Origin of the sequence: Sphingomonas sp. (assembly GCF_025353885.1) — a bacterium.
In the GTDB taxonomy this organism is placed as follows: domain Bacteria; phylum Pseudomonadota; class Alphaproteobacteria; order Sphingomonadales; family Sphingomonadaceae; genus Sphingomonas_O.
The window spans coordinates 1-7,539 of record NZ_JANXNX010000049.1; the positions used below are offsets into that span (position 1 = coordinate 1).

Here is a 7,539-nt window from a genome sequence, read left to right on the forward strand (position 1 = left end):
GCAGCGCCGTCACCCGACGATAACCATACCGACCATATTGCCTGGCGAGCGCGATGATGTCCTCGGTCAGCGCCTGTTCGTCGTCAGCCCCACACGGCACTTTGCGCTGCGTCGATCGATGCTGCCCGAGCACACGGCATACGCCCGGCCTCGTCCAGGAATATCGAGTTCATCGAATGACATCGCGGATCGATAAAAAGACGGGTTTGCCAAAGCGTCCATCGCGGTCAACAATGCATCACGAGATCATTGCACTGCGGCACGTCCTTAAACCGCCAATCGTCACGGATGGTTGCCGTATCTGCCCGATCTATCGGCCCCTTATAAGACGTTCGGGAAAATCGGGCATCGTGCTTGGTTTTCCCCTGATGAGTATAAACAACTTTACAAAGCCACTGGCGAACGCGCGAAGAACCCGAAGAAAGAGCGCTGGAGAACGGCTTGTGAAGACTTTCATGATTATGTGTTGTTCATGGTCAATAGCGGTCTTCGGCCCGACGAAGCGAAGCGCGTTGAATTACGTGACGTCGATATCGTTGTGGACGGTCCCCGGAAGGAGAAAACTCTCCACATAGCAGTTCGAGGTAAGCGCGGGGTCGGCTATTGCAAAACGATGCCCGGTGCCGTTCTGCCTTTTAATCGAATGAAGAAAAGGCACGATTTCGAGTCTAACGAATTGCTGTTTCCGAAAATTCAACGCGAGCTGCTCAACTCGCTGCTTGGCGAGCTTGGCATGAAATATGATCGCGAAGGCAATCCGCGTACCAGCTACAGCTTTCGTCATACCTATATCTGCTTCCGGCTTATGGATGGTGCCGACATTTATCAAGTCGCCAAAAACTGTCGTACGAGTGTCGAGATGATTGAAAAATATTATGCTTCTCACATCAAGAATATGCTTGATGCGTCAGCGATCAACGTTCGACGCGCTCGATAGAGGTTACCATAAACTCAGGTGTCGTCACATCGCCGATTGTTGCAGCGAAAGCGTAAATTCGGTTTGCGGAAGCGGTTTCTCTGGCTATAGGAAGCTAATCGCGGGTGTGGTGGAATTGGTAGACGCACGGCACTCAAAATGCCGCGACTTCGGTCGTGTCGGTTCGAGTCCGACCACCCGCACCAATTGGAACTGGCTTTAGTCGCCCCCGCGGCGGCCAAATGCGTTGATTGTGCCGGAACCGGCAACCTAATGCCTCGCGAAGGGCTGACTGAACAGGTGACCGGCCCCCACTGAGTGGCCATTATGCCCGCCCGCACACGAAATTTCTGACAGTCCCGTTCTCCCACGGCGATCCCGGCGCGATGTAGAGTGTCTTCACGCCGATCTGTGCCAGCCACTTCTGGACTGCCGTCGCGATAAACTCAGGCCCATTGTCAGATCGGATGTTCGCTGGCGGTCTTCCACGCGCCGAACGACAGTTGTCACGTTTGCGGCTGGCAGCACGAAATAGTCTTCGCCAATGCGCAGACCAAACCGCTCAGGAAGCCAGCTATTTTTCGTTGATGGCACTAGCCAGGGGAGTACCGGCGCCCGCCAGACATCAACCCCGGCAACGCGTGCCGAGAATTGCTCAGTGTCGACGAAAAGGCGATCCAGGCCGATCTCGTCGGAGCTGTCTTCCCCAATAATGGTCCGCAGAACTTTTCGCGGATTGAGAATGAATGCCCGCCGCTCGGTCTCAGGGGCATCCTGAAGCTGCCGTACAGCACTGAGCGCTGGACGCAGGACAGGGTCGATAAAGACATATTCGCCGTTGCGCAGAACATAGACTGAGCGAGATTCGCCTGCGCGCTTAAAGCGATCGCCAGCAAATAGCTTTTGCGCGTCTGGCGACAGCAGATTGTCGGCCTCTTCATCGAGAGCTTGGCCAGGGGAACGAGTGCGTCGCCGCGCTTGAGAGTGACGGTCAGCAGGTCGCCGTCTTGTTGCCAGCTGAAGGTGAGCGGCGAGGTCTTTTTGAATAGTCGATTAAGCACGCCGTGGTCTCCAGCTTTGCTTTTCGGAAAAGAAAGTCTTGCCCTCGATCACGCGTGCAAGTTTTTTCTGCCAGGTGTAGGTTGCAGGTGAGGAATGGCTGTCCTGCAATGGCGCCGAATAAAGCTCTCCAATGGCATATCGGTCCTTGAAGAGCTCTGGCTGACGTTTGTCACCTTTGCGCCAGACATTATATTTTGCGGAATGGCTCCAATCAACGATCAACAGATCTCCCATCTTGATGATGAGCGCGGCGTGATCTGCAGATTTGTCGTATTGGAGGCCAAAAGCAGAGAATGAACGGTCGCCGCTTTCTTGCGCTGCCTTTCGCGCCAGTCGGGCCCCATAAGCGCCAAAAGCAACCCATGCTGCGTCAATCGTCGGCGCGGTACCGTCACCCATCAGATAAGACATCCAAAATGCCCGCCGGTATGACCACATGAGCTTCGACGGGACATCAGGCATCGACCGATCAACAATATCGAGAAATTGGAGCACCGAGGCCCGCGTTAGCCAGCGCAGAAGAACGGCATAGGCTCCGGGCGACTGGTCCATCACGGTCCGCCATTTGGCTGGCTTAGCCCGAGGATCGCCGCCGCCATAGCGTTCCAACATCGCTAGAAGCGCTGTTTTATGAGCTTCTTCGGGTTCTACCAACTCCCAAGGTGTGAGGCTGGCTTTGACGGATTCAGGCCATATGGGCACCGATCTGCGCGTGATCGGCCAAGGTGGGCGATTATACTGCCTGGAGAGTGCTGATAAGCGCGGCCTGTTTCAGACTCGACCGGATATTCTCGTGAAGCGCGGCAATGATATTGTGCAGATCATCGATACGAAGTGGAAGCGAGTTTCCGCCCGGATGGATGATCCCAAACAAGGCGTGTCGCAAGCGGATGTCTACCAGATGATGGCCTATGGACGGTTATATGGGTGCGTCAGACTGACCCTGTTATATCCGCATCACGACGCATTGGGCTCAAAAAATGGCATCCTTGCTCCGCATCGGATCAATGGCAGTGATCACAGGCTTGAAGTTGCAACAATTGACGTGGCTAGGGTGAATGGGTTCGGAGAACGTCTCAGGGGACTTTGCCAGAACGAGGGAGCAACAGCTTCGTTGGTCGGATAAAGATGCGCTAACCGCGCTGCGCGAGGTTGAATAAAAAGTCGGTAGTCAAGTCACCCCACCCAAGAGAAGTGGCCGGGAGGATAACGGCCGGTAAATTGTCGCTACGTCGTGGACCAGCATACGTTTACACCGTCGAGCAAGGCCAGAATTCTATCCTTATCAGTATCAGGATACTTCAATTGACGCAGCAGATAGCTGTACGCACACGCGGCTAACTCACGCCGGCCCACCACCAAGCTACCTGACCATGCCCGGCAAGCTCGAATGAATTCCGGTATCGGACAATCGACGAGATACGCATCAAGATCATGCCATTTGCGACAGGCACCGGCGGTCGGCCAGAGCGCTCCCAGCGTTGGGTTGGCCTGTAGCACTGCGCTTAATTCCAACGCTACCGGGTCGTACCCCGCAGATCCAGGCCCGACGTCGCCATAGTCGATGACCAGAACATTTCCGTCCGGTGAGACTAGGATATTCTCGCCGTGCAGATCGCCGTGCACGCAACACCATCGGGTCTGGATCTCGCGGTTCTCGAACTCTGCTGCCCAACCAAGGCCAAACTCTGCGTGAAGTTGAGCTGCCCGCGCGTCCGACACCCACGAACCGCGGATGGATGCAATCGATCGCCGTTCTTCATTCCGATTCTTCGACCAGCCGGCAAGAGCTTCTGCAGCCGCGGCAACCGCCTTGGCCGCCAATGGGTCCTGCTCGGCCATGGTAGCGAACATGGAAGCGTCATGGCCGCTTGCAAGTTGATAAAAGATACCCGCCGTCGCGCCAGCACCAAACTCCAAAAGCTTCATCTTACGAGGTGTTGCCGCGCCATCAAGGAGCACGACGTGTGCGTCGTATCGCGCATCCTCATCCTGCATTTTCGAAAGCTCGCCCAGCTTCGCAACGACCTCGCGAATAGGCGCGCCGGTCTGGTCGAACATCTCAAGCCGCAAGGGGCGCGCACCCGATTTTCCCGAGCCAATCGGATGCACAGAGCAACGACGAGCATTGAAGTGCTTTGTGAAGATTCGAACCAAGCGGTCTTCGCCTGTGCTCAGATTTAGGCCGTTAAGCAGCAGTTCGACGTCGGACAGCCCTCGAATCGCATGCACGACCTTGTTTATCCTTTCCGGAGCTTGGTCGATCTGAAGCTTCTTAAGAAACTCGATGGTATCGACCTTGGCGCCCTCGCTCCAGATGTCCGCATCATGCTTTTGCGCCAGCAGTGGAGCGATGAAATCATCCGATGGCGAAGAAGTCAGCACCAGAATTTTCGTGCCTGGCGACACTTTACGAACATGATGGAACACATACTTGCCGTGCTCGGGATCAAGATCCGTGGTGCCCTGGGCTGTTGGAATTTTCAGGTCCAAGATCGCGAAATCGAAGAAACCGCCGTCTAACTTGGCCACTGCGTCATCGCGATTGGTCACGAATGTCACCACCGTCGGACCGCCGGCGTCACTGATGATCCGCTCCAGCTCAAAAACGTATTCTTCGTCATCCTCGACGACCAGAATATGCGCCGTCATTTGCGCCACCGCGCCGTGTAGAGCGCCCCCCCATCCTTAGCTGGCTCCAAGGTGAGCGAGCCGATCAACGTTTCCACCGCCTGCCTGGCGATGGCCAAGCCGAAACCAATATGCTCCTTCTTCGTTGAATTACCGATTTCGAACGTAGTTTCGATTGGACCGTTAATCCCACCGCCATGATCCAAAACCGCGAACCAATAGTCGACATCAGTGTCGCCCCAACTTATGGTCACGTCGTGCGGAGTAGGTTGCGTCGCGGCCGATTGCTGTGCCTCCACGGCGTTCCGAATCCCGTTCACCACGATCATTCGGATAAGAGATGGATCGCCCTTCATGAGAAACGGGCGAGCCCCAATCGTCGAAATCCATTCGCGAACACCGGGGTCATAGACGTCAAGCAATTCATCCAACAGTGCCGATAGATCAAACTCTTGGGGCCGCGGTACGCTCGCGGCGTTCTTCAACAATTCGATTGCCTCAAAGACTCGTGAGACCGACTCCAGGTGCCGCTTCGTGTCAGAGCTTTCCCAGCGTTCGCCGAGTTCGCGCTTGCTGGCTAGGCGGACTAGCCCGATTGGGGATGAAATTTCGTGGAGGAGAAATCCGGTGACCCACTCCATTGCCTTGCCGTAAATCTGCTTGCGCACATCATCAGAAACGACATCAGCCTCATCCGACGAGGGTACCGGCGCCTGCTCCTTCGTCAGCCGCCGGATCGTCTCCTGTAAGGCATAGTTCACGTAGGTGACGGTCTCGTTCCGCTGAGCCCTCCGAAGTCCCGGAAGATCAGTCGAGAGGCCGACATCACCGAGGGTTCGAGCCGCCTGGCCGCGCACATGCGCAGATAATGCGCTTAAATTTTCCAGCGCTTCTTCCCGATTCATGCCAAGCCCTGTGATCCATAGAACCTGGCCCGCTGTCGGAAGGCTTCCGCGCCGCCCTCCATGACTGACGTAATCGCGCGGACGACCGGCGGATCAGCCAGAGGACCGGCAGCCAAGGGGAATCCACGACGGCCATCGGAGCCGAGCTGAATGACAAAGTCAGCTGAGCCTAGGACCGGGATGTTCGCGTTGTGCGTTGAGAAGAGTAGCTGACCGTTGGCCGGACGCGCTATGATCGACTTGATCAAGGTATCGACAATAAAGGCATTGTCGATGTGATCCTCAGGCTGATCCACGATCAGCAAACGCTCCATGTGGCGCAGCACCATTGGAAGTATTACGGTGCAGCGCTGACCGGTCGACAGATCGGCAATGTCCTTGTGATCCGGACCGTCCATCAGCGAGAATGTGACGAAATCGTCGACCGGCACGGTCGCGATTGCGCCTAAATCCGCGTCCTTCAAAGCGACAACCACCTTGGCGGCGCGTTCGATCGTCATCGATCCCCGGGTGGCTATCAGATCAAAGTCGTCGGTGTCGACCGCCTCCAGCAGCTCCCGGGGGCTGATCCGCGGCGCGAGGGAGGAAACCAGATCGTTATACCGCAGCCCGCTGCCTCGGAGCGCTTCCGTTAAGGCGCTGGCGAACGCTTCAGACTGGCCGCCACGCATAACGCTGATGCGAATGCGGGGACCTAGCACTTGGTTAAGACCAGCGGCCGCTTGGCTACGTGCCTCGAAACGAGACGCGCGCATCGTCTCCAGCGAGTCTAATGCTGCATTGCGACGCGCAATGACCGTTTGGAAATTCTCGATCCGTGCCTGCCTAACGGCAAGAAGCGATTCTAACTGGGCCTTACGCTCCCGAAGCATTTGCCCGCGCCGGACGATTTCTCCTGCGCCGGCTTGAAGAGCCTCGATCTCACGGCGAAGATTTCTGGCTTGATCTTCGAAGCCAATTTTCTCGAACGCAATTTGACCGGCTAGTTCAGCGCTAGACAACTCAACCGCAGACGATTCCTGCAGCGCATAGCGGAGGTGCTCGTGTGCCTTTCCGACCCGCGTGCGCAATTCTCCGAGCGGGTCACCGCCGGCGTTAGCCGGCCAAGACTCAACGGTCATTTCCGCGCCGCTGCTAATCGACGCACGCCATCACCCGACACCCAGGCTAAATCTTTGGATTGCTTCCGACGCAACGCTTTTCGCGGCAATTGTGGTGCTCAAAACGCTTAGTTGGCCGGTCTTCGCACTTGTATCAGCGGAGAGTGCCGCCAACTGCTGCTCTTGCGGCGCAACTTGGCTAATCTGCTCTAAGATCGATGGGAGTTCCGCAAGTTGCTGGTTGAGCTGTTCGATGTCTGCACGAATCGTGTTCGCCTCGGAAGTCATCGAGCGGACAGAGGCGACAGCTTCTGTCTCGGCAGCCAGGACCGACCGCTGGTCAACGACGAAGCCATCGAGCAATCGCAGCCGCCCGCCGGATTGTAGGCCGACCGTCTCGATTTCTGTCTGCGATAAGACGATCGGTATTAGAAATGGACCGGATGACCGTGGGGCAGGGTCGTTTGCCGACCTTGAAACGCTTATCCGCCGGCCCTGCTCGACCAGGGTCAAGGTGACTTGCCCGGAACCCAGCACGGAAAGCGCATGTTCACGGCTTCGCTTCGTGGTTTCAGGGGTGTAGCCTTCGACGCCAAGGCAGAAACGGATCAACTCGATTAAGGTGGTTTGCCTGTGCCGCGCGCGCCTATGACCACGTTTAGGCCGGGTTTAGGCCAAACGTCGAAACCGTTAAGGAATCCCTCTTCAATCTGAATTCGCTCAATGATCATTTAACCACCATCGACTAAGAGGAGTTGCAAGTCGATGACTTCCAACCAGAGATATAAGTTTGCGCGCTTGGCGAAGATACGATTTTTTGCGGGAGCACAAACCCCGTCTCATTTATTCCAGGAGGCAAGCAGCAATCTCCGCTCCAATCGGGGTCGCAGTTGAAAGCCCAAACGCCGCTTCCAGCCAACCTTCA

The 7,539-nt window shown here is 56.3% G+C and carries 8 protein-coding genes, 1 tRNA gene and 2 pseudogenes; 4 read left to right on the forward strand and 7 right to left on the reverse strand.

Features of this window, described 5'->3' with window-relative positions; translation table 11 throughout:
* Positions 1–139, reverse strand: a pseudogene (locus Q0R02_RS05200) (IS3 family transposase); the annotation flags it as partial.
* 153 nt (positions 140–292) lie between these two features.
* Here Q0R02_RS05200 and Q0R02_RS05205 point away from each other — a divergent pair.
* A complete protein-coding gene (locus tag Q0R02_RS05205; RefSeq protein ID WP_293881417.1) occupies positions 293–937 on the forward strand; it encodes a hypothetical protein in 645 nt (214 codons plus the stop codon).
* Between the two features lie 100 nt (positions 938–1,037).
* Positions 1,038–1,122, forward strand: a tRNA-Leu gene (locus tag Q0R02_RS05210).
* Between the two features lie 152 nt (positions 1,123–1,274).
* Here Q0R02_RS05210 and Q0R02_RS05215 read toward each other — a convergent pair.
* Positions 1,275–1,448, reverse strand: a pseudogene (locus Q0R02_RS05215) (DDE-type integrase/transposase/recombinase); the annotation flags it as partial.
* Between the two features lie 119 nt (positions 1,449–1,567).
* On the opposite strand from Q0R02_RS05215, the gene Q0R02_RS05220 reads away from it, so the two are divergent.
* The gene (locus tag Q0R02_RS05220) at positions 1,568–1,774 is read left to right on the forward strand and encodes a hypothetical protein (RefSeq protein WP_293881419.1); all 207 of its coding nucleotides are present in this window, start codon (positions 1,568–1,570) and stop codon (positions 1,772–1,774) included.
* A 195-nt stretch (positions 1,775–1,969) separates the two neighbouring features.
* On the opposite strand, the gene Q0R02_RS05225 is transcribed toward Q0R02_RS05220, so the two are convergent.
* On the reverse strand, positions 1,970–2,680 hold the full coding sequence (locus tag Q0R02_RS05225) for an EH signature domain-containing protein (protein WP_293881421.1): 711 nt from the start codon (positions 2,678–2,680) through the stop codon (positions 1,970–1,972).
* Here Q0R02_RS05225 and Q0R02_RS05230 point away from each other — a divergent pair.
* A complete protein-coding gene (locus tag Q0R02_RS05230; RefSeq protein ID WP_293881423.1) occupies positions 2,673–3,104 on the forward strand; it encodes a hypothetical protein in 432 nt (143 codons plus the stop codon). The genes Q0R02_RS05225 and Q0R02_RS05230 overlap by 8 nt on opposite strands.
* Before the next feature lie 101 nt (positions 3,105–3,205).
* Here the strand turns inward: Q0R02_RS05230 and Q0R02_RS05235 are convergent, their stop codons facing one another.
* From Q0R02_RS05235 to Q0R02_RS05250, 4 genes are read right to left on the reverse strand one after another with little or no spacing between them, the layout of a single operon-like run.
* Positions 3,206–4,630, reverse strand: a complete 1,425-nt coding sequence (locus tag Q0R02_RS05235) for a phosphotransferase (RefSeq protein ID WP_293881425.1) — start codon at positions 4,628–4,630, stop codon at positions 3,206–3,208.
* Complete coding sequence (locus tag Q0R02_RS05240; protein WP_293881427.1) at positions 4,627–5,514, reverse strand: HAMP domain-containing sensor histidine kinase; 888 nt, start codon at positions 5,512–5,514, stop codon at positions 4,627–4,629. The genes Q0R02_RS05235 and Q0R02_RS05240 overlap by 4 nt, the downstream gene beginning before the upstream one ends.
* Positions 5,511–6,635: a hypothetical protein gene (locus Q0R02_RS05245; protein WP_293881429.1), complete on the reverse strand. Its 1,125-nt coding sequence runs from the start codon at positions 6,633–6,635 to the stop codon at positions 5,511–5,513. The genes Q0R02_RS05240 and Q0R02_RS05245 overlap by 4 nt, the downstream gene beginning before the upstream one ends.
* 30 nt (positions 6,636–6,665) lie before the next feature.
* Positions 6,666–6,977: a hypothetical protein gene (locus Q0R02_RS05250; protein ID WP_293881431.1), complete on the reverse strand. Its 312-nt coding sequence runs from the start codon at positions 6,975–6,977 to the stop codon at positions 6,666–6,668.
* Positions 6,978–7,539 lie beyond the last annotated feature (562 nt).

Excerpts from the sequence above, each read along its gene's own strand:
- Q0R02_RS05230 (WP_293881423.1), top strand. The coding sequence starts at position 2,673 with ATGGGCACCGATCTGCGCGTGATCGGCCAAGGTGGGCGATTATACTGC.
- Q0R02_RS05245 (WP_293881429.1), bottom strand. The coding sequence starts at position 6,635 with ATGACCGTTGAGTCTTGGCCGGCTAACGCCGGCGGTGACCCGCTCGGA.
- Q0R02_RS05235 (WP_293881425.1), bottom strand. The coding sequence starts at position 4,630 with ATGACGGCGCATATTCTGGTCGTCGAGGATGACGAAGAATACGTTTTT.
- Q0R02_RS05240 (WP_293881427.1), bottom strand. The coding sequence starts at position 5,514 with ATGAATCGGGAAGAAGCGCTGGAAAATTTAAGCGCATTATCTGCGCAT.